Source organism: Blastococcus aggregatus, assembly GCF_900221005.1.
In the GTDB taxonomy this organism is placed as follows: Bacteria; Actinomycetota; Actinomycetes; order Mycobacteriales; family Geodermatophilaceae; genus Blastococcus; species Blastococcus aggregatus.
In genome coordinates, this window is record NZ_OBQI01000006.1 from 248837 (window position 1) to 268661 (window position 19825).

Here is a 19825-nt window from a genome sequence, read left to right on the forward strand (position 1 = left end):
GCTGACACCGCCGCAGCATCCCCTACTGCGGCACTGGCACTGAAAGGGCGCGTCGGTGCGCAGTCGGGTCTCCCAGAGCGGCCCACCACTCGGCGCCTTCATCGATGAGCTTCTGGAAGTGGCGCATCCCTATCGGTGACGCGCGAAGGCGGGGGCTTTGAACTGTCCCTGAAGCCGCCTTCAGGGCGAACGTTGCCGGGAAGGGCATCAGAAGGGCGGCGGGTCGTCCGCGGGGTCCGGCGGTGAGGGTGGCGGTTCCGGTGGTCGGAGGCCCGGGGGTCGGGTGGTCCTCGTGACGCCCGACGGGCTGGTGACGTGCAGGGTGCCGTCGGGATCCATGCGGAACCGCCAGCCGTGGGCGAAGGTCTTCAGCCGGTGGTGGGAGCGGCAGGCGCAGCAGAGGTTCGTGCACGACGTCCGCCCGCCGTCGGCGTGCGCGACCACGTGGTCGAGGTCGGCCCAACCGACCCGCTGACCGCAGTTCGGCATCCGGCACCGCCGGTCCCGCGTCGTCACGAACCGCTGCTGGGCCGCTCGGGGCTCGTAGCTGTCGGCGTCGGCCGGCATGCCGAGCACCGAGCACTCGCAGCCCGTGTCTGGGTGCTGAGGGCAGCCCTTCGCGGCGAGCCGCCCGAGCTCTGCACCGCTCACCGTGGCCAGCAGTTGCCCGCGCTGGTCGGTGAGCGCGAAGGTGAGCGACCCACCGGCCGGTGCGGTCAGCCCGATCGCCTCGACCCGGCGCAGCAGCTCACGCAGGTGCGCAGCGGTGATCGCGAACCCCGCGACCTCGCCGCCCCGGTCGCTGGCCCCGTCGAGCCCGTCGAGCGCGGCGGTCACGGTCAGCTGCACCGACACCCCGCCCAGGCCGTGGTCGGCGGGACGGAGGACGAGCATCGAATGGATCGCCGACCGGATCTGCCCGATCGGCCGCTCGTCACCGTCGGCCTTCGCCATCGCGGCCAGCTGGTCGATCACCGCGTGGCAGGCCGCCGCATCCTCCGCGCTCATGTCGGCGGTCAGCGCCGCCATCCCGTCCGCCGTCGGGTGGACGCGCACGTCGGCGGCACGCTGAGCCTCGGCCCGCCGCTCCTCCACCGCCGAGGCGTCCAGCTCGGCGAGCAGCTCGAGGGCTCGCGCACACAGGCGGGACAGCGACAGCTCCCCCGCCTCGGGCAGGAGCACCACCTCTACCGCCCGCGCCAGCTCCGGGGCAGCCCCCTGCAGGGCGTCGGCCAGCACCCCGGCCCGGCGCTCGTCGACCGCGCCCCGGCGCAGCGCCGCGAACGTGGCCGGCAGGTTGTCCCGCCAGGTGAACGCCCGCCGCGCCCGGAACGCCGCCGTCCCCCGACCCAGGTTGAGCGCGTGCGCCACCTCGTCGACGAAGAACTCACTGACCCCGGCGAACTCCGGAGCGGTCTTCCGCCAGCTCCGCCGACGCGCACCCGGCGTGCCGGGCGCCGGGTCGTCCGTATCCGGCCGCAGCTCCGCGAGCCGCAGGATCAGCTGCGCCTCCCGCGCGGTCTGCCGCGCGCGGTCCCGCTCGATCCGGCCCAGCTCCGCAGCGACCTGCTCGCCGTCGAGCCAGTCAGCAGGCAGGTCCAGGTGCGCCTCCGGGTGCGCACTCACCCAGTCGACCACCACCCCCTCCACCACGGAGGTCCCCGCCAGCGTCTGCACACCACGAAGCTACGGGCCACCTCTGACACTTTCGGGGGCCTGACCAGCCCTTCCGGCTCGTGATCTCGACCGTCGCCGTCGGTCCGGTGAAGAGGGACGACACCGGGACATCAGGGGGTCGGCAGCCCCGCCGGCAGCAGCTCGGGGCCGGCCTCGGCCGGGCGCTCCACGCCCAGCGGGTGCACCCGCACGGCCAGGACGGCGACGTCGTCCTCGACATCGGGGCCGAGCATCTCGGTCAGCAGCCGGTCGCAGAGCTCGTCGAGCGGGAGCCCCGCCGACCGGGCGACCAGCTCGCGCAGCAGGTCGCGTCCCTCGTCCAGGAGCATGGCGCGCCGCTCGAACAGCCCGTCGGTGAACAGCAGCAGGGTGCTGCCCTCCGGCAGGGGGCTCACCTCGTCGGTGCGGGGGCCCAGCCAGCCGATGCCCACCGGGGGACCGATCGGCGCCGAGAGGTCGAGCACCGTGCCGTCCTCGAGCAGCAGGAGCGGGTCGGGGTGCCCGGCGGTCGCCCAGCGGAGCCGGAGGGCCGGCCGGCCGTCCTCGTCGGCAGCGAGCTCGATCCGGGCGACCAGCGCCGTGGCCATCGCGGGCACGTCCAGGCCCACCATCGCGTGGTCGACCCGCCGGAGCAGCCCGGCGGGGGAGTCCAGGCGGTCGTAGCCGATGCCCCGCACCAGCGTCTTCACCTGTCCCATCGCGGCCGCGGCCTCGATGTCGTGGCCCATGACGTCGCCGATCACGAGGACCGTGTCGCCGTCGGGCTGCAGGAAGGCGTCGTACCAGTCGCCACCGATGGCGATCCCCTGGGTCGCCGGCCGGTACCGCACGGCCAGCTCGAGGGAGTCCGGCTGCACCGGAGGCGAGAGCAGGCTCATCTGCAGCCGCTCCGCCACCTGCTGCTGGGCGGCGGCCAACCGGGCGTTGTCGAGCGCGAGCGCCGCGCGCCGGGAGGCGATCTCCGCCGTCCGCAGCTCGACCGGGGTGTGCGCGCCGCGCTCGCGCCCGTTCACCAGCGTGACGCCGCCGATGACCTCGCCCCGCGCGACCAGGGGGAAGGCGGCGGCCGCACCCGGCGCGAGCGGGGCCAACGCCGCGCGGGCCTCCTCGCCCGGGACCATCGACCGCACGATCTCCTCGGTGATCTCCGGGAGGACGACCGGCCTGGGGTCGCGGAGCATGACCGGCACCGGCGCGGTCCGGGCGTTGGACGCCACGCGCAGGTCCGCGTACCGGTGCATGGCGGGCACCATCGCCGGGTCGCTGTGCGCACGGCCGACGTCCCGGCGCGTCCCGTCGGCGTCGACGACGCTGACGATGCACCAGTCGGCGAGCTGCGGCACGACCAGCTCGGCGAACCGCTGCACCGCCTCGTCGGTGTCGATCGTCGAGGTCATCGCCAGGTTGATGTCACCCAGCAGCATCAGGTGCCGGCCGGCCTGCTCGCGCGCGTCGACCGCGGCGGCGCGCTCCTCACCGATGCGGTGCTGCTCGGTGACGTCGTCGTAGGTGACGACGAGCCCCGCCGGCGTGAGGAAGGCGTCGGCGCGGAACCACTTGCCCAGCGGCGCGAACCAGGCCTCCGTGCCACCCGTCCCGCCGGTCCGGCGCACCTCGCGGTAGAGCGCCTCGAACGGGCTCCCGACGGCCTCCGGGAACTCCGCCCAGATGTTCCGGCCGAGCAGTTCCTCGACCGTCCGGTCGAGCACCTCGGCGCCGGCCGGATTGACGTAGCGGAACCGCCACTCCTGGTCGAGGACGAACAACGGCCGGAGCATGCCCTCGACGGCCTGCAGCAGCAGGTCGCCCGGTAGCTGGGCCGAGTCCTCCGGGGTCACGGCGACCACTGTGCCGCATGGCGCGGGCCGCACAGCCGGGACGAGGACGACGAAGGCGCGGAAATCACCCCTCGTGACCAGAAGCACGGCGGTGCGGGAGCAGCTGCCCGGGGCCGGACGGTTTCCGGCCCGTCTCCGGGGGCATCCCCCGAGTAGTCCAACAGAGGGCGAACGAGGGGGAGGCATGGCGCGTCGACTGGCCTGGCCGCTACGACCGCTGCCGGACGGCCGCGGTGAGGTGTGGCGCTGGCACCTGGTCGCGCTGGCGGAACTGCCCGCCGCGCGCGCCGCGCTGCGGAGCCGGCTGGGGAACGCCGGCTACCCGCCCGACGCCGAGGACTCCTCCAGCGAGGAGCTCGTGCTGGCCTTCGACGAGCTCGCCTCGAACGCGCTTCGGCACGGCGAGACCCCGGTCGTCGCGACGGTGATCGCGGGCTCCGGCGGATGGCTGCTGGACGTCAGCGACCGCGCGCCCCACGCGATGCCGGCGCCGGTGGTCGACCGCGATCCCGCCTACGGCGGCATGGGGCTGCAGCTGGTCGCGCGGCTGGCGGTCGAGCACGGCTGGTACGTCGACACCGGGGCCAAGCACGTGTGGGCCTGCCTGCCCAGCGTCGAGGACCACGCCTCCGTCCCCGCCTGAGAAGCACAGCGCCCGGGGCGGCGGGAACGCGAGTTCCGGCGCCGCCCCGGGGCGTCTGTGCCGTGACCACTGCCTTGCCCTGTCGTCCCGAGTGAGGCCCGGAGGGTCTCGCGCAGGGACGACGGACGCGCTCCCCTCAGCGGGGGGACGGCACGTGGCCGCGGTGCGGTCGGGAGGACCGCGGTGTCATCGTTATGGCAGGACCAGGCTGAGAGCGCCCTTGCCGTAGGTGGGGATGTCGATGGCCAGGTCGACCCGGTTGAAGGCCGCGAGCATGCCAGCCAGGTCGCCGGGGATCTCCTCGCCCGGCGCGTAGAGCTTGTGCAGCTTCGAGTGGGGCGCGCCCTGGGTGTTGAACAGCGCCGCGAGGACGTTGACCACCTCGTGCAGCGCCTCGACCTGCATGCCGGTCAGCTCGCCGTCCTCCTCGACGGCGTCCTGGCAGCCGCCGGGGGGCAGCAGGGCCAGTGCACCGCCGGTGTAGGCCGACGCGCCCAGGTCCATGAGGCACAGGGCGTTGACGTTCATGCCGGGGTCGACGTAGACGGCCACGGCCACCGGCCGCTCGGGGGCCGGCGTCACCGGGTCGCCGGGCGTGACGTTCACGGGCTTGCCCACCAGGCCGGTGAGCATGTCGCGGACGTCCTTGGCGGCCGGCAGGGGGATCGTGCCGGTGCTCATGCGATCACCCCGCTGAGCGCTTCGGCGAAGGTGTCCTCGTTGAACGGCTTGGCGATGAGGAACAGCGCGCCGGCGTTGGCGGCCTTCTCGCGCATCTCGGGGGAGCCCTCCGAGGTCACGAAGCCGAAGGGGACGGCGGAGCCGGCCGAGCGCAGCGCCTGGAGGCACTCGATCCCGGTCATGTTCGGCATGTTCCAGTCCGACAGCACCAGGTCGGGCTTCTCGGAACCGACCTTGGCGTAGGCGTCGGCGCCGTCCTCGGCCTCGACGATGTCGTGGTCGTCGAAGCCGGCCTGCCGCAGCGTGCGAATGACGATCTGCCGCATGACGCGGCTGTCGTCGGCGATCAGGATCTTCACAGCGGTACCTCGTTCTCTCGGCAGTAGGTGCGGGTCAGGAGACGGCGGGGAGCGCCGGGAGCGCCCCCTGCACGGAGATGGAGAGCGGCTCGCCGCGCCACTGCAGCTCGATGCGGCAGAGGTCGGCGGGGTTGCGGAGGGCCGGGGCCTCGCCCACGTCGGGCAGGCTCAGGCCGGAGGAGCCGGGCAGCGCGGCCTTGACGTTGCCGCCGACGACGTTGGCGATCTCGCCGAAGGCGTCGACGACGTCCTCGTCCTCGAGCACCTCGGGGGAGTGCTCCCGGAGCAGCGCCCGGGTGAGCTCCTCGGCGGTGCGGCGGCCGGTGGTCAGGACGACGCTCCCCGTCCACGGGCCGACGACGTCGACCCAGCTGGAGACCGGGTCGGTCACGGGCTCCCCGGGCAGCGGGACGAGAACCTCGTCCTCGCCGACCAGGGAGATCCACGCCTCCTGGGCGATCGACTCGACGGTCGCCTCGTCGATCAGGTCGGAGATGACCGGCCGGGCATCGCTGCCGCGGCGGCGCTCGCCGTTGTCGATGACGGTCACAGGACGGCCTCCTGGGGGAGCAGGCCGAGCAGCGCGAGCTTGTCGCGGATCGCGTCGGCGGTGAACGGCTTGATGACGTACTCGTGGGCGCCGGCGGCCAGGGCCCGCACGATCTGCGTGTGCTCGCTCTCGGAGGTGACCATCATGATCGTCATCGAGCGCCAGGCCGGGTTCGAGCGGACGGCCGAGACGAACTGCAGCCCGTCCATGACCGGCATGTTCCAGTCCACGCAGACCAGGTCGGGGAGCTGGTCGGCGGCCAGCCCGTCGAGGACGTCGAGGCCCTCGCGGCCGTGGCCGGCCTGCTGGGTCTCGTAGCCGAGCCCCTCCAGGATTCCCGAGACGATCCGGCGCATCGCGCGCGAATCGTCGATCACCAGAGCACGCATCACTTCCCCTTCAACGGGCGGTAGGCGGAGCTGCGGCCGACGACGACCCGCTCCCAGGAGTCGTCCACCCCGAGCGTGGTCTCAGCCGCGCCGAGGAACAGCCAGCCGTCGGGGCGCATGAGGTCGCGGACCCGGCGGAGGATCGCCTGCTTGGTGGGCAGGTCGAAGTAGATGAGCACGTTGCGCAGGTAGACGACGTCGAACGGGCCCATCCGGGGCAGCGGTGCCGCCAGGTTGCACTGGCTCGCCGTCACCATGCGCCGCAGCGCGGGCGCGACCTCCCACTCGCTGCCGGCCCGCGTGAAGTGGCGGACCAGCATGGGGGCGGGCAGGCCGCGGTTGACCTCGAGCTGGCTGAACCGGCCGGCCCGGGTGCGCTCCACCATCTCCCGGGAGATGTCGGTCGCGGTGATCGACACCCGCGACGCGGCATTGGGCAGCGCGTCCTCGAGCAGCATGGCGATCGTGTAGGACTCCTGCCCGCTGGAGCAGGCCGCCGACCAGATCTGCAGCCGCTCGTTGGGGCCGCGTGCGCCGAGCAGCGACGGCAGGACCGTCGAGGTGAGCGCGGTGAAGGGGTCGCCGTCGCGGAACCACGAGGTCTCGTTGGTGGTGAGGGCCTCGACGATCCGGCGGGTGCTGTCGGCGTCGGGGCGGTTCCGCACGGTCTCGACGAACGAGGAGACGTCGGTGAGGCCGGCCTGCCGGGCGATCGGCAGCAGGCGCGCCTCGACGAGGTACTCCTTGCCGGGCTGCAGGACGATCGCGCTCTCCTTGTGCACCAGGTGGCGCACCCAGTCGAAGCTCGTCGTGGTGAGTGTCATCGGTTCCCTCCGAACAGGACGGCGCGGCCGGGAGCCGGTGCGGTGGTGGGGGAGGCGAGCCGGACGGCCGGCACCCCCGACAGGTGGCGCTGGATCGCCTCGGCGACCCGGTCGAGCGGCAGGATCTCGTCGGCGAGGCCGGCCTGGGCCACCGCTCCGGGCATGCCCCAGACGACCGAGGTGGCCTGGTCCTGGGCCAGCACCGTGCCGCCGGCGGCACGGATCTCGCCGGCGCCGTTGCGGCCGTCGGACCCCATGCCGGTCAGGACGACGCCGAGCACCGCGCCGTCGTAGGCGGCCACGGCCGAGCGGAACAGCGGGTCGACGGCGGGACGGCAGAAGTTCTCCGGCGGGCCCTGGTGCAGCCCGGTGGTGTGGGTGCCGCGACCGGGCCGGACGACGAGGTGGTGGTCGCCGGGGGCCAGGTGCACGGTGCCCGGCTGCAGCGGGACGCCGTCGGTGGCCTCCACGACGCGCAGCGCGCAGAGCCGGTCGAGTCGCTGGGCGAACTGGCGGGTGAACACCGGCGGCATGTGCTGGACGAGCAGGATCGGCACGGGCAGGGACGCCGGCAGCTGCGGCAGCAACTTGGCCAGGGCCTCGGGGCCGCCGGTGGAGGAGCCGATGACCAGGACCGCGGGCTTCTTGCCGGGGCCGGTGCGCGGCGCGGCCGGGGGAGGGGGAGCGATCCGGGCGGTCGGCCGGACGGGGGCGGCGGGGCGGCCGGTCAGCGCCTTGATCTTGGGGATGAGCTGCTCGCGCACGCTCTCCATCGACTGCGCGACGCTGCCGACGTTCGCCGGCTTGGTGACGTAGTCGTTGGCACCGGAGGACAGCGCGTCGAGGGTCGCGGTCGCGCCGCGCTCGGTGAGCGTGCTGAACATGATGATCGGGACGCGGTTGCGGGCGCCGCGGATCGCGCGGACCGCCTCGATGCCGTTCATCTCCGGCATCTCGATGTCCATCGTGATCAGGTCGGGCTTGAGCTGCTCGAGCTTGCTCACGGCGACCTTGCCGTTGACGGCGGTACCCACGACCTCGATGCCGGGGTCCTCGGACAGCACGTCGGTCACGATCTTGCGGACGACGACCGAGTCGTCGACCACCATCACCCGGATCGGGTTCACGTGCGTCCTCCTGGATTCCTGCCGGTGCAGCCCGACAGGACTGATCACTGCTGTATCGGCACCGTTTCCCGGCTTCTTGAGCGGGACCGGTCGTGCCTCAGCGGTGCTTTCCGGGGCTCTCCCGTCGTCACATCCGCACCATGAGCATCGGCGGCAACAAGGCGGAAGAAAAGGCGACGGACCCAACCGTTACGCAATTCGCGGTCACCGTCCGAATGGCGGACGGAAAAGCATTTCGGGGCCTTGTCGACATCGCCGGGAAGGTGACCGGGCGCCATTCCACGGCGCGTCTCCGACCTGCGGTTTCCGCCGTCGGCGGCGCCGCCGGAGGGGGGTCGCCCGGCCGGCGGGGGCGGGCGGAGGGGTCAGGCCGTGCGGGTGAGCGGCGCGCGCAGGACGGTCAGTGCGCCCTCGTCGAGCAGGTCGCCCATGGCGATGCCCTGGACGCAGCCGGCGACGGCGTTCCACGCCCCGGCGGCACCGTCGTGCCGGTCGAACCCGCCGTCGAGGAAGGCCTGGACGGCGTGCAGCTGCGCGGTGGCGAGCACCCGGATGCGGCCGGAGACGTGCGCGGCCCAGGACGCCTCGTGCATGGCGGTGGCCCACGGGCGGCGCTCGGCCCGGCCCTGGTCGACCGCGGCGCGCCAGCGGGCCCGGCCCGCGTCGTCCAGCGCGCGCAGCCCGTCGAGGAAGGCGGTCAGGTCGGCCCCGGCCGCACCGAGGTCGAGGCTCTCGGGTCCGGCCGGCGGGGTGCTGTCGGCCACCCGGTCGTAGGAGGCGGTGAGCTCCCGGCGCACCAGGGGCGGGAGCACCCCGGCGGCCCAGTAGCCGATGGCGGCGTCGGAGAGCACGTCGGCGGCCTCGGCGAGGAGCTCCGGGTCCAGCAGGGCCGCGGCCGGGTGCTCGGCGCCCAGGACGTCCTCGCGGAGCAGACGTTCCAGGGTGGGGGCGTCGCCGATGGTGCCCTGCTCGAGCTGCTCCACCAGGACGGCGGCGCGGTCGCCCGCGGCGCGGGCGCCGGCAGCGGCGGTGCGCACGTGCGGCACGGCGACGGCCATCTCGCGGGCGCGGCGGGAGCGGACGGCCAGGGTGAGCCGCTGGTCGCGCTCCAGGCCGCGGGCCGGGTGCACGGCGCCCAGCCGGGCGAGCGCGGCGTCGTCGGCCTGCAGCGCGGAGAGGAGCACGCCCGCCAGCGCCCGGCCGGCGGGCAGGCGGACGAGGTCGAACCCGAGGGTGGCGGCACTGACCAGCGTGTACGGCACAGCGCGCCTCCGAAAGGGCCGGGATCGTGGAGTCCCCATGCTGGCGGTGATCGCGCCGGAACGCCACGCGACCGTCACCCCATGGCAGGAGCCTGCCGGGGTGACGGCCGCGTGTCCGTACTGTCTGTGCTATCGGGGAACTCCGGAGCGTTACTAGGCGCTGACCGCCTTGTGCACGTCCAGCGCGAGCAGCAGCTGCCCGTCCAGCTTGTAGGCACCGCGGATCAGGTCGCGCGACTGACCCTCGAGCGTGTCCGGCGGCGCCTCGAAGTCCGCGGCGTCCACGTCGACGACGTCGGCGATGGAGTCCACGAGCAGGCTGACCGCCTCGCCGTCGAGCCGGACGACGATGACGACGGCGTCGGTGCCCTCCGGGCGGGCCGGGCGGCCGAGCCGCTCGCGCAGCTCGATCGCCGTCACCACCTGGCCCCGCAGGTTGATCAGGCCGGCGACGGCGCTGGGCGCCAGCGGCACGCGGGTGAGCTGCTGGCTGCGCAGCACCTCCTGCACGTGCTCGACCTCGACGCCGTACAGGTCGCCGTCGAGCCGGAAGGTGGCCAGCTGACCGCTGGTGGCCGAGGCCACCGAGCCGTCACTGGTCGCGTAGTCGGTCGCGGTCACGTCAGACCTCCAGGTAGGAGCCGGGAACGCCGGACGGCGTGAGGGCGGTGGGGTGGGCCGGGCTGTCGAGCGCCGCCAGAGCGGCTGCGGGCGCGGGGTGTCCCGCGTAGAACGCCGGGTCGGCCGCGAGGATCGCGGCACGGACGTCGAGCAGTTCGGTCACCCGGTCGCCGAGGACGGCGGAGCCGAGCAGCCCCAGGTCGTCGATGTCGCTGCGCACCGCGGACTCGCCGTCGACGATGTCGAGGATCTCCTCCACGACGATCGCCACGCTGCGGCCGTGGTCGGCGTAGACGATGACCTCGAGGACCTCGCGGTCGTTCTCGCCGTAGGCGCCCAGGTGCCGGTCGAGCCGGACGATCGGGAGGATGGCGCCGCGGTACTGCACCACCTCGCGGTTGCCGACCTTCTCGACCGCGTCGGCGCGGACCTGCTCGAGCCGGGTGACGGTGTCCAGCGGGATCGCCACGCGCCGGCCGCCGCCGATGGAGGCGAGCAGCATGCGCTGGCGCTCGGTCTCCGCGGCCGCGGCGGAGCTCACCGAGGCGCGCGACTCCTGGCGCTCGGCGGTCTCGGTCCGCAGGGCGCGGCGGGCGAGGGCCTGCACGTCCAGGATGAGGGCGACCGTGCCGTCACCGAGGACCGTGGCGCCGGAGTACAGCCCGATCTGCTTGAGCTGGCCGCCGACCGCCTTGACGACGATCTCCTCGGTGTTGATGACCCGGTCCACGACGAGGCCGAAGCGACGGCCCTCGGAGCGGAGGACGGCGATGACGACGTGGCCGTCGTGCCGCTCGGAGGTCAGGCCGAGGACGTCGGTGAGCCGGACGAGGGGGAGCAGCTCGCCGCGGAGCCGGTAGACCTGCGCGCCGCCGACCTCCTCGACGGCGTTCGCGGCCTTCTCGGCGTCCAGGCTGACCAGTTCCTGCAGGCTGATCTGCGGGATGGCGTAGCGGTCGGTGGCGCACTCGACGGTGAGCGCCGGGACGATCGCCAGCGTCAGCGGGATGCGCAGCCGGCAGACCGTGCCGATGCCCGGGTCGGACTCGACCTCGATGGTGCCGCCGATGGACTCGATGTTGGTCTTGACCACGTCCATGCCGACGCCGCGGCCCGAGACGTTGGTGACGGCCGCGGCGGTGGAGAAGCCGGGCAGGAAGATCAGCTGGAGGACGTCCGACGGGCTCATCCGGGCGAGCGCGTCCGGGGTGATCAGGCCGCGCTCGACGGCCTTGGCGCCCAGCTTGGCGGGGTCGATGCCGGCGCCGTCGTCGGCGACCTCCACGACCACCTGACCGCTCTCGTGGCGGGCGCGCAGGGTGAGCACGCCCTCGGAGGCCTTGCCCGCCTTCTTGCGCGCCTCGGGGGTCTCGATGCCGTGGTCGACGGAGTTGCGCACCAGGTGGGTCAGCGGGTCCTTGACGGCCTCGAGCAGGGTCTTGTCCAGCTCGGTCTCCCGGCCCTCCATCTCCAGGCGGACCGACTTGCCGCACTGCTGGCCGAGGTCGCGGACGACGCGGGGCAGCTTGGACCAGATGTGGTCGATCGGCTGCATGCGCGTCTTCATGACGCCCTCCTGCAGCTCGCTGGCGATCAGGTTCAGCCGCTGCGAGGCCCGGATCAGGTCGGTGTCGGTCTGCCGGGCGACGTTCTGGACGATCTGGTTGCGGGTCAGCACGAGCTCACCCACCAGCAGCATCAGCTCGTCGAGCAGGTCGACGTCGACGCGGATGGTGCTGTCGGCGACGGCGCGGCGGGGCTGGCCGCCGGTGCCCTCGACGACAGGCGCCTCGTGGTCGGCGGTCTCCTCGGGCAGGGTCTCGGGCACGGCGGGGGTCACGTCCTCGATGAGCTCGTCGGCAGGAACGGGGGCCGGCGCGGGGACGGCGGCGGCCTTGATGCGGGGGGCGCGCTTGGCGGGGGCCTTCGCAGCCGCCTTGGCAGCGGGTGCCTTGGCAGCGTTGGCCTTCGCAGCGGGGGCCGTGGCAGCGGAGGCCTTGGCCGCGGCCGCCTCGGCCGGAGCCGGGGCGGCAGGGGCCTCCGGCACCGGCGCGGGGGCCGGGGTGTCCTCCATCGCCGCGGTGACGGCGGCGACGGAGGCGGAGACGTCCACGGTGCCCTCGCCACCGTTGGCCTCGATCGAGGTCAGCAGGGCGCGCACGGTGTCGACCATCTGCAGCAGCACGTTGGTGCGGTGCGGCGTCAGGGCCAGCTCGCCGTCCCGCAGCCGCGACAGCATGTTCTCGCCGACGTGCGTGACCTGCTCCAGCTTGTTGAAGGCCAGGAAGCCGCTGGTGCCCTTGATCGTGTGGATGGTCCGGAAGATGCTGGACAGCCGCTCGCGGGAGTTGGGCTCCTGCTCGAGGGCGACCAGGTCGGAGTCCAGCTGGTCCAGGTTCTCGTGGCTCTCGACCAGGAACTCCTCGACGATGTCGTCCAGACCGTCCACGGGGTGTCTCTCTCTCTGCTTCGCATCGGAGCGCAGTCGCCCCGCTGGGTTCTCGGCGCGGACGGCGGCGGACTCAAGGTGAATCCGCCGCCGACCGCGGCCGTCTGGATCGTTATCGGCAGGCCGGGCGTCAGTAGGTGAAACGGCCCACCGTGGTGCGCAGGTCGGCGGCCATCCGGGAGAGCTCGTCGACCGCCGTCCGCGTCTGGGTCAGTGCCTGGGTCGTGGAGTCGGCGGCCGTGGAGACACCGGTGATGTTCTCCGCGATCTGGCCCGAGCCCGAGGCCGCCTCCTGCACCGACCGCGACATCTCGTTGGTGGTGGCGGTCTGCTCCTCCACCGCGCTGGCGATGGTGGTCTGCCGGTCGGAGATCTGCGCGACGATGCTCGAGATCTCCTCGATGGCGGCGACGGCGGCGCTGGTGTCGCCCTGGATCGACTGCACCCGCCGGGCGATGTCCTCGGTCGCCTTGGCGGTCTCCTGCGCCAGCTCCTTGACCTCGTTGGCGACGACGGCGAAGCCCTTGCCGGCCTCCCCGGCCCGCGCGGCCTCGATGGTGGCGTTGAGGGCCAGCAGGTTGGTCTGCTCGGCGATCGAGGTGATGACCTTGACGACGTTGCCGATCTCGGCGGAGGACTCGCCCAGCTTGGTCACGGTGGCGGTGGTCTTCTCGGCAGCGGTCACCGCGCGGGCGGCGACATCGCTGGCCTCCGCGGCGTTGCTGGCGATCTCGCGGATCGAGGCGCCCATCTGCTCCGCACCCGCGGCGACGGTCTGCACGCTGCGGCTGACCTCCTCCGCGGCGGCGGACACCACGCCGGACTGGGCGCTGGTCTCCTCGGCCGAGGCCGAGATCTGGGCGGACGAGGCCGACAGCTCCTCGGAGGAGGCGGCGACGGCGTCGGCCGAGCCGGCGACCTCACCCAGGACGGCGCGCAGGTTGGCGACGGCGGTGTCGAGGGCCTGGCCCATCCGGCCGAGCTCGTCGGCGGAGGTGAGCCCGCTGGACGTGGTGAGGTCGCCGGCGGCGAGGGCCTCGGCCACGTCCTGGACCTTGCGGGTCGAGCGCGCGATGCCACTGGCCACGAACCAGCCGAGCGCGAGCGCGAGACCGATGCCGGCGAGCATCAGCACGAGCGCGAGGGTCCGCTGGAACTCGTAGTCGGTGCGGATGGTGGCGGCGGCGCTCTCGGCCTCGGCGGACTCGACCTCCCGGAGCGACTGGATGCCCTCCTGGACGGCGACCCCGAGAGACGAGCCCTGCTCGGCGTTCTGCGCCATCCAGGTGGTGAAGTCGGAGGCCTGGGCCAGGGGGACGAGCACGTCCTGCTGGAAGGCGACGTAGTCGGCGGTGTCGGCCAGGATCACGTCCAGGGCCGCCTGCTTGTCGGTGTCCCCGGCGGTCGTGGCGCGGTAGGCCTCGGCGGCTGCCTCGAAGTCGGCGCCGAGCGTGGCGACCTTGGTCATGCTGGCTGCCGGGTCGGCACCGAGGATGGTGTCCCGGATGTTGGTCCGCATGTCGCCGACCAGCGCGTCCATGTCGCCGGCGGCCGAGACGCCGAGCAGGTTGCTCCGGTACAGGACGTCGGCCCCGTCGGCCGCGGAGCCCAGAGCACTCAGCCCCATGAAGCCGACCGCGCCGGTGATGACGGCGGACACGGTGACCGTGCTGAGGACCTTGACCTTGACCGATCGGTCGGCCCACCAGGACATACCCCGACCCGCCGGGATGGGCGTGGCGGTGCGGTCGGATCGGGTCATGACTCTTCTCCAGAGGAAAGGGCGGGTTGTCCGCGCCGGGGCCGGTCCTTCGGCCTGTCCGCCACCCGATGGGGTGGCTCCAGAAAGGTAGGACGGAACGGATCCGGTATTGCTGCGCTCGAAACGTGTCGCGGTCGGAATTCGAGAAAGCTCGCCCATGCGCTTTCCGGTGTCGACATGACGCCACGCGGAATGGCTTGAGAATGGCGACGGGGTGGCGGCCGGATCGGCCGCCACCCCGTCGCGGGTGGATCAGAGGTGGATCAGGGTCGGCTCAGTAGGTGAACCGCCCCACCGTGGTGCGCAGGTCGGACGCCATGCGGGAGAGCTCGTCCACGGCGACCCGGGTCTGGGTGAGCGCCTGCGTGGTGGAGTCGGCCGCGGCGGAGACGCCGGTGATGTTCTCCGCGATCTGCCCCGAGCCCGACGCCGCCTCCTGCACCGACCGCGACATCTCGCTGGTCGTCGCCGTCTGCTCCTCCACCGCGGAGGCGATGGTGGTCTGCCGGTCGGAGATCTGCGCGACGATCGAGCTGATCTCCTCGATCGCGCTGACCGCGGCGGTGGTGTCGCCCTGGATCGCCAGCACCCGGCGGGCGATGTCCTCGGTCGCCTTCGCCGTCTCCTGCGCCAGCTCCTTGACCTCGTTGGCGACGACGGCGAAGCCCTTGCCGGCCTCCCCGGCGCGGGCGGCCTCGATGGTGGCGTTCAGCGCCAGCAGGTTCGTCTGCTCCGCGATGCTCGTGATCACCTTCACGACGTTGCCGATCTCCGCCGACGAGTCCCCCAGCCGGGAGACGGTGGCCGTCGTCCGCTCGGCCGCCGTCACCGCGCGGGACGCGACCTCGCTGGCCTCCGCGGCGTTGCTTGCGATCTCCCGGATCGAGGCACCCATCTGCTCCGCGCCGGCCGCCACCGTCTGCACGCTGCGGGACACCTCATCCGCTGCTCCGGCGACGACACCCGACTGGGCGCTGGTCTCCTCGGCCGAGGCCGAGATCTGCGCGGACGAGGCCGACAGCTCCTCCGAGGAGGCGGCGACGGCGTCGGCCGAGCCGGCGACCTCACCCAGGACCGCCCGCAGGTTCTCCTGCGCCGTCGCCAGGGACGCAGCCATGCGCCCCAGCTCGTCCTGCGAGGTGACCTCCGGCACGACCGTCAGGTCGCCGCCGGCCAGCGCCACCACCGAGGCCTGGACGCTCTTCACGGTCCTGACGATCTGGCGCACGACGACGAAGGCCATCCCGCCGGCCAGCAGGATGCCGACCGCGAGGGCCGTCCAGAGCGTCGTGACGGCCGACGAGGCGATCGCCTCGGCCTCGGCGGTGTCGGCCTCACCCGCGGCCACGCGCCGGTCCTGCATGGCCTGGTACTCGTCCATGGTCAGGTCCGAGGCGTCCTGCAGGGGACCGGCGACGACCGCGGCGACCGTGGCGAGATCGCCGGCGTCCGCCGCCGGCACCAGCTGCCCCTCGGCGGCGACGTAGAACGTGTCAAGGTGGCCGCGGAAGACATCGAAGGCCTCCTTGTTCACCGTCACCGCGGCGTAGGCGTCGAGCTGCCCGTCGAGAGTTTCGCGGCGCTCGGCCAGGTCGGTGCGCAGGGCGGCTCGCGTCTCCGCGTCCGCGAGCCCGTACTGGTTGTACCGAGCGCGGTCGCCCTGCCAGCTGCGCTGGATGTTGGCCAGATCCGCGAGCGTCGACACGTTCTCGTTGATCGCGACGGCGGCGGTGTTGAGCGAGCTGATCCGCGAGACGGCCAGGGCGGCCATCGTCATCGCCACGAGCGCCAGCACGGCGACGGCGGACCCGATCTTGACGGCGATCGGCCGGTTGGCCAGCCAGTTGCCGGCCTTTCCGGAGCGGACGGGGACGGCGGGTGCGGACATGGGGTACTCCTGGGCGTAGATGTCGATGCATTCACCCAGTCGGCGTCGTCGGTGAGCCTTCGGGGGAAATGCATCCTCTGCCGTTCCGGACGAGGTCGGGACACAATTCGAGACGTGTCGCAACTCGGAGGCCGGAAAGTTCGACGGCCACCTCCGCGGAGTCGACATGACGCCATTCGATGAATGGTGAGGAAATGGCGACGGGGTGGCGACCGGTGCGGCCGCCACCCCGTCGCGGGTGGATCTGGGGAGGAGTCAGACTCGGCTCAGTAGCTGAACCGCCCGACCGTGCTGCGCAGGTCCGCGGCCATCCGCGACAGCTCGTCCACGGCGACCCGGGTCTGCGTGAGCGCCTGCGTGGTGGAGTCGGCGGCGGCGGAGACGCCGGTGATGTTCTCCGCGATCTGCCCCGAGCCCGACGCCGCCTCCTGCACCGAGCGCGACATCTCGTTCGTCGTCGCCGTCTGCTCCTCCACCGCACTGGCGATGGTGGTCTGCCGGTCGGAGATCTGCGCGACGATGGTCGAGATCTCCTCGATCGCGCTCACCGCCGCCGTCGTGTCGCCCTGGATGGCCAGCACCCGGCGGGCGATGTCCTCGGTCGCCTTCGCCGTCTCCTGCGCCAGCTCCTTGACCTCGTTGGCGACGACGGCGAAGCCCTTACCGGCCTCGCCCGCTCGGGCAGCCTCGATGGTGGCGTTCAGGGCCAGCAGGTTCGTCTGCTCCGCGATGCTCGTGATCACCTTCACCACGTTGCCGATCTCGGTCGAGGACTCACCCAGCTTCGCCACGGTGGCCGTCGTCCGCTCCGCGGCCAGCACCGCGCGCCCCGCCACCTCGGAGGCCTCCGCGGCGTTGGACGCGATCTCCCGGATCGAGGCACCCATCTGCTCCGCACCGGCGGCCACGGTCTCCACACTGCGCGAGACCTCCTCCGCCGCACCCGCGACCACCCCGGACTGCGCGCTGGTCTCCTCCGCCGACGCCGAGATCTGCGCCGACGACGCCGACAGCTCCTCCGACGAGGCGGCGACCGCGCTCGCGGCGGCCACGATCTCGCCCATCGTCGTGGCCATGGCACCGGCCGCGGTGTTCAGGGCCGCCGTCATCTGTCCGACCTCGTCGTGCCCGCGCACGGGCATCCGCACCGTCAGGTCGTTGGCGGCCAGGCGCTCCAGCCCGTTCTGCACGCCGCGCACCCCGCGGACGATGCCGCCCGACACCACGAAGGCCAGCCCGCCGCCGAGCACGAAGGCGACCAGCGAGACGACGACCGACAGGACCACCGTCTCGCGCTTGGCGTCGACGACCTGGGCCTCGGTCTGCGCGACCCGGGCGTCGACGGAGTCGACCAGCTCCGTCATGGCCTGGTCCAGGACGTAGAAGACGTCCCACTTGTCGCCGTTGGACAGCGCGTCGCCCTCGTCGAGCCGGCCCTGGGACCACAGCGTGAAGATCTGCTCGTTGTAGCCGCTCATCGCCGTCCAGTTCTGCTGGATGACGGCGAGGCTGGCCTCCGCCTCCGCGTCGAGCTGGTCCCGGTCGATGTCGAAGAGCTCCTGGAAGCCCTCGGCCCCGTCGCGGTAGTTGGCCACGTTGTCGCCGCCCGGCGCGGCGGCCCTCTCGCCGCCGACCACCCGGGCGTTCCAGGCGGTGATGTTCTGCCAGTTCGCCGCCCAGAGCAGGTCGTACCGGGCGTCCTCCACGGTCCGCTGGGCGCCGACCGCCGCCGTCGCCTCCTCGTGCAGCTCACCGACGCGCTGCGTCCCGTGGATGCCCGCAACGGTGGCCGCGAGGGTGCCGAGCATCAGGGCTGCGCTGATCGCGAAGATGCGGGTGGAGATACCCCGGTCCCGGTACCAGTGCCGGGCCGGCCCGCTCTCGCGGAACCGTTCGGTTCGTGCCTTCGACATGTTCGGTGTTCCTCGCTCGGCGCTGCGGCGGCGGATGTGGGAGCCGCTCGTTCGGTAGAACGCGGAATGCGTCCGGACACAGGATGTGGCACCGGATCGTCCGCATTCCCGTGCGCACCATGCGTGTCGCAGGATTGGACGAGAATGGTCGGTCACCGCATTCCGGAAGCCGACGTGTCGACTCCGGAATGCGGTGACCGGCACTCAGTAGGTGAAGCGTCCCACCGTGGTGCGCAGGTCCGCGGCCATCCGCGACAGCTCGTCCACGGCGACCCGGGTCTGCGTGAGCGCCTGCGTGGTGGAGTCGGCGGCGGCGGAGACGCCGGTGATGTTCTCCGCGATCTGCCCCGAGCCCGACGCCGCCTCCTGCACCGAGCGCGACATCTCGTTCGTCGTCGCCGTCTGCTCCTCCACCGCACTGGCGATGGTGGTCTGCCGGTCGGAGATCTGCGCGACGATGGTCGAGATCTCCTCGATCGCGCTCACCGCCGCCGTCGTGTCGCCCTGGATGGCCAGCACCCGGCGGGCGATGTCCTCGGTGGCCTTCGCCGTCTCCTGCGCCAGCTCCTTGACCTCGTTGGCGACCACCGCGAAGCCCTTGCCCGCCTCGCCCGCTCGGGCAGCCTCGATCGTGGCGTTCAGGGCCAGCAGGTTCGTCTGCTCCGCGATGCTCGTGATCACCTTCACCACGTTGCCGATCTCGGTCGAGGACTCACCCAGCTTCGCCACGGTGGCCGTCGTCCGCTCCGCGGCCAGCACCGCACGCCCCGCCACCTCGGAGGCCTCCGCGGCGTTGGACGCGATCTCCCGGATCGAGGCACCCATCTGCTCCGCACCGGCGGCCACGGTCTCCACACTGCGCGAGACCTCCTCCGCCGCACCCGCGACCACCCCGGACTGCGCGCTGGTCTCCTCCGCCGACGCCGAGATCTGCGCCGACGACGCCGACAGCTCCTCCGACGAGGCGGCGACCGCCTGCGCGGAGCCGGCCACCCCGGAGAGGACGGCGCGCAGCGACGCCTGGGCCGCGTCCAGCGAGGCGGCCATCTGGCCGACCTCGTCGCGCGAGGTCACGCCCGTGGCGACGGTGAGGTCGCCGTCCGCGAGGGCCGCCAGCGAGCGCTTGACCGCCTGTACGGGCCGGGTGATCGACTTCAGCGTCACCCAGCTCACCAGACCGATGACCACCATGCCCCCGAGGGCGATGAGCAGGCTCACCGTCTGGGCGCGCGCGATCGCGTCGTCCAGGCGGGTCTGCGCGGCGGCGCTGTCGGCCGCGAGGGCGTCCTTGGCCGTCCCCACGGCGCCGTCGGTGAGGTCGTTCGCGGTCTGGATGTCCTCCCAGGCGGCGCGGGTGCCGGTCTGGTCGGCCACGGCGCTGTTGATGAAGGCGGTGATGGCGTCGGTGTAGGCCTTGTAGCTGTCGGCCAGGCCGGCCACCGCGTCGGCGCTGTCGCCGGTGAGCTCGATCGGAGCGAGCTGCTCCAGCATGGCCTGGGGGGTGGCGATGTCGTCGGTGAGCTCGCTGAGCTGGTCGGCGGGGTTCTCCCGGACCAGGGCCTTGAAGCCGTCGACCTTCAGCTCGCTGGCGCGCGTGTCCAGCTGGAGGACCAGCGCCTGCGCCTCGTTGAGGCGGGCGAGCTCACTGCTGGCGTCGCGCACGCTCGCGTTGCCGACGAGCATCGAGCCGAGCACGCCGCCGCATGCGAGGGCGACGGCGCTGAGGAGAACGCCGAACTTCATGGCCAGAGGGCGGTCCGCGAACCAGCCGGAGCGCCGGGGGACGCGAGAGGGGACGGTGACGCTCATGGAATACCTCGGAGAATGGAGAAGTCGCAGCCG

At 72.8% G+C, this 19825-nt stretch carries 16 protein-coding genes; 1 reads left to right on the forward strand and 15 read right to left on the reverse strand.

The window, feature by feature from the left end:
• Positions 1 to 207: 207 nt before the first annotated feature.
• Both CRP29_RS19420 and CRP29_RS19425 read right to left on the reverse strand, forming a co-directional pair.
• A complete protein-coding gene (locus CRP29_RS19420) occupies positions 208 to 1677 on the reverse strand; it encodes an HNH endonuclease signature motif containing protein (protein WP_097196700.1) in 1470 nt (489 codons plus the stop codon).
• Between the two features lie 110 nt (positions 1678 to 1787).
• Entirely contained in the window at positions 1788 to 3515 is a 1728-nt protein-coding gene (locus CRP29_RS19425) for a SpoIIE family protein phosphatase (protein ID WP_176523056.1), read from the reverse strand.
• A gap of 184 nt (positions 3516 to 3699) precedes the next feature.
• Between CRP29_RS19425 and CRP29_RS19430 the strand changes: the two genes are divergently transcribed.
• Positions 3700 to 4158: an ATP-binding protein gene (locus CRP29_RS19430; RefSeq protein WP_097196702.1), complete on the forward strand. Its 459-nt coding sequence runs from the start codon at positions 3700 to 3702 to the stop codon at positions 4156 to 4158.
• A gap of 192 nt (positions 4159 to 4350) precedes the next feature.
• On the opposite strand, the gene CRP29_RS19435 is transcribed toward CRP29_RS19430, so the two are convergent.
• From CRP29_RS19435 to CRP29_RS19495, 13 genes are all read right to left on the reverse strand, one after another.
• Entirely contained in the window at positions 4351 to 4839 is a 489-nt protein-coding gene (locus CRP29_RS19435; protein ID WP_097196703.1) for a hypothetical protein, read from the reverse strand.
• Complete coding sequence (locus CRP29_RS19440) at positions 4836 to 5198, reverse strand: response regulator (RefSeq protein ID WP_097196704.1); 363 nt, start codon at positions 5196 to 5198, stop codon at positions 4836 to 4838. Before CRP29_RS19440 ends, CRP29_RS19435 begins: the two co-directional genes overlap by 4 nt.
• Positions 5199 to 5232: 34 nt before the next feature.
• Positions 5233 to 5748, reverse strand: a complete 516-nt coding sequence (locus CRP29_RS19445; RefSeq protein ID WP_097196705.1) for a chemotaxis protein CheX — start codon at positions 5746 to 5748, stop codon at positions 5233 to 5235.
• Entirely contained in the window at positions 5745 to 6137 is a 393-nt protein-coding gene (locus CRP29_RS19450; RefSeq protein ID WP_097196818.1) for a response regulator, read from the reverse strand. Before CRP29_RS19450 ends, CRP29_RS19445 begins: the two co-directional genes overlap by 4 nt.
• A complete protein-coding gene (locus CRP29_RS19455; protein ID WP_097196706.1) occupies positions 6137 to 6961 on the reverse strand; it encodes a CheR family methyltransferase in 825 nt (274 codons plus the stop codon). Before CRP29_RS19455 ends, CRP29_RS19450 begins: the two co-directional genes overlap by 1 nt.
• Positions 6958 to 8088 (reverse strand): protein-glutamate methylesterase/protein-glutamine glutaminase, encoded by a 1131-nt coding sequence (locus CRP29_RS19460; RefSeq protein WP_097196707.1) that lies wholly within the window; start codon positions 8086 to 8088, stop codon positions 6958 to 6960. The genes CRP29_RS19455 and CRP29_RS19460 overlap by 4 nt, the downstream gene beginning before the upstream one ends.
• Before the next feature lie 365 nt (positions 8089 to 8453).
• Positions 8454 to 9350, reverse strand: coding sequence for a hypothetical protein (locus tag CRP29_RS19465; protein ID WP_097196708.1), 897 nt, complete (start codon positions 9348 to 9350; stop codon positions 8454 to 8456).
• A gap of 153 nt (positions 9351 to 9503) precedes the next feature.
• Positions 9504 to 9971 (reverse strand): chemotaxis protein CheW, encoded by a 468-nt coding sequence (locus CRP29_RS19470; RefSeq protein WP_245853092.1) that lies wholly within the window; start codon positions 9969 to 9971, stop codon positions 9504 to 9506.
• A 1-nt stretch (position 9972) separates the two neighbouring features.
• Positions 9973 to 12420: a chemotaxis protein CheA gene (locus CRP29_RS19475; protein WP_097196709.1), complete on the reverse strand. Its 2448-nt coding sequence runs from the start codon at positions 12418 to 12420 to the stop codon at positions 9973 to 9975.
• 130 nt (positions 12421 to 12550) lie between these two features.
• Positions 12551 to 14182 (reverse strand): methyl-accepting chemotaxis protein, encoded by a 1632-nt coding sequence (locus CRP29_RS19480; protein ID WP_217991677.1) that lies wholly within the window; start codon positions 14180 to 14182, stop codon positions 12551 to 12553.
• 274 nt (positions 14183 to 14456) lie between these two features.
• Positions 14457 to 16070, reverse strand: coding sequence for a methyl-accepting chemotaxis protein (locus CRP29_RS19485; RefSeq protein ID WP_097196710.1), 1614 nt, complete (start codon positions 16068 to 16070; stop codon positions 14457 to 14459).
• Between the two features lie 266 nt (positions 16071 to 16336).
• Entirely contained in the window at positions 16337 to 17983 is a 1647-nt protein-coding gene (locus CRP29_RS19490) for a methyl-accepting chemotaxis protein (RefSeq protein ID WP_097196711.1), read from the reverse strand.
• Positions 17984 to 18187: 204 nt separating this feature from the next.
• The gene (locus tag CRP29_RS19495) at positions 18188 to 19792 is read right to left on the reverse strand and encodes a methyl-accepting chemotaxis protein (RefSeq protein ID WP_097196712.1); all 1605 of its coding nucleotides are present in this window, start codon (positions 19790 to 19792) and stop codon (positions 18188 to 18190) included.
• Positions 19793 to 19825: the final 33 nt, after the last annotated feature.

Excerpts from the sequence above, each read along its gene's own strand:
- CRP29_RS19435 (WP_097196703.1), bottom strand. The coding sequence starts at position 4,839 with ATGAGCACCGGCACGATCCCCCTGCCGGCCGCCAAGGACGTCCGCGAC.
- CRP29_RS19490 (WP_097196711.1), bottom strand. The coding sequence starts at position 17,983 with ATGTCGAAGGCACGAACCGAACGGTTCCGCGAGAGCGGGCCGGCCCGG.
- CRP29_RS19480 (WP_217991677.1), bottom strand. The coding sequence starts at position 14,182 with ATGACCCGATCCGACCGCACCGCCACGCCCATCCCGGCGGGTCGGGGT.
- CRP29_RS19430 (WP_097196702.1), top strand. The coding sequence starts at position 3,700 with ATGGCGCGTCGACTGGCCTGGCCGCTACGACCGCTGCCGGACGGCCGC.
- CRP29_RS19485 (WP_097196710.1), bottom strand. The coding sequence starts at position 16,070 with ATGTCCGCACCCGCCGTCCCCGTCCGCTCCGGAAAGGCCGGCAACTGG.
- CRP29_RS19450 (WP_097196818.1), bottom strand. The coding sequence starts at position 6,137 with ATGCGTGCTCTGGTGATCGACGATTCGCGCGCGATGCGCCGGATCGTC.
- CRP29_RS19495 (WP_097196712.1), bottom strand. The coding sequence starts at position 19,792 with ATGAGCGTCACCGTCCCCTCTCGCGTCCCCCGGCGCTCCGGCTGGTTC.
- CRP29_RS19455 (WP_097196706.1), bottom strand. The coding sequence starts at position 6,961 with ATGACACTCACCACGACGAGCTTCGACTGGGTGCGCCACCTGGTGCAC.